Source organism: Mycobacterium szulgai, assembly GCF_002116635.1.
In the GTDB taxonomy this organism is placed as follows: Bacteria; Actinomycetota; Actinomycetes; order Mycobacteriales; family Mycobacteriaceae; genus Mycobacterium; species Mycobacterium szulgai.
In genome coordinates this window covers 1-1,194 of sequence record NZ_LQPW01000124.1, presented here as the reverse complement: position 1 = coordinate 1,194, position 1,194 = coordinate 1, and the positions used below count along the sequence as shown (strand labels likewise).

The following is a 1,194-nucleotide window of genomic DNA, read 5'->3' as shown; positions in this document are numbered from 1 at the left end:
TCTTGGATGCGCTGGCGGCCGCACGGCGTGCCGGCGGGCTGGCCGGGGTGTCGCTGCAGTGGGGGCTATGGGAGCAGGCCAGCGCGATGACCGCACACCTGTGCAGTAGTGACATAGCCCGCATGAGCCGCAGCGGCCTGACACCGCTGACGAGTGAACAAGCCATCGAATTGTTCGACGCGGCAATGATTCTGGACCACCCGGCAGTGGTCGCCGCTCATCTCGACCACAAAGCGTTGGCCAATCCCGCTGTCCTAGGGCTCTTGCCGCCGCTGTTCAACGATCTGGTCCGGCGACCGCTGCGACGAACCGTCGACAATGACGAAGTCCCGTCGGAATCCGCACTGGCTCAACGCCTGCGCGAGCTCGGTCCCACTCAGCAGCATGAGTTACTGGTCGACGTCGTGTGCACCCAGACCGCGTTGGTACTGGGCCAGTCCGGCCCGCACGACATCCACCCCGATACCCCCTTCCAGGACCTCGGGTTTGACTCGCTGACCGCGGTGGAACTGCGGAACCGACTGAAAACCGCTACTGGACTGAGCTTTTCACCGACGCTGATATTCGACTACACCACGCCCGCCGCGCTGGGCGCCCATCTCAACCAAGAACTGGGCCTCAACGTTGGCGCCAACGCTGACGACAACGGTACGGGGACACCCGAGCCCGACGACGAATCGGTGCGCGCCATTCTCAACACCATCCCGATCGGTGATCTTCGCGACGCAGACCTGCTCGACAAGTTGTTGTTGCTGGCCGAAAAAGCCAAAGCCAAATCGGATCGAAAGGATCGCGAAGAGAAGAACCACGAATCGGATCAAAAGGAGCTTGAACGAATCATCGACTCATCAAGCCCCGAAGAATTGATCGCGATCGCGCTCGGGGTGCCCGCCGGCGAGCCGATCGAAACGAATGGCTCACACCTGGCGTGATCTGATCGGTTGGGGTGCCCGCCGCCGTGCACCCGTTGGTGTCCGGTGGACGAGACGTGTCGGGACCGTTGGGTAAGGTCTTGCTCGTGAATCCAGGCGCCACCATCAAACCCGTAACCGCCCGTCTCGCTGAGGAACTGCAGGTAGGCCAGGCCCAGGTGGTCGCCGCCGTCCGCTTGCTCGACCAAGGCGCAACCGTCCCGTTCATCGCCCGGTACCGCAAGGAGGTCACCGGGAGCCTCGATGATGCGCAGCTTCGCAC

2 protein-coding genes are annotated in these 1,194 nt (G+C 63.1%); both read left to right on the top strand.

Annotated features, from left to right (window positions below; all coding sequences use genetic code 11):
- Positions 1 to 932: acyl carrier protein (locus AWC27_RS17415; RefSeq protein ID WP_245847234.1), on the top strand; the 932-nt coding region annotated here is incomplete at its 5' end.
- Positions 933 to 1,018: 86 nt separating this feature from the next.
- Positions 1,019 to 1,194: Tex-like N-terminal domain-containing protein (locus AWC27_RS17410; RefSeq protein WP_139837061.1), on the top strand; the 176-nt coding region annotated here is incomplete at its 3' end.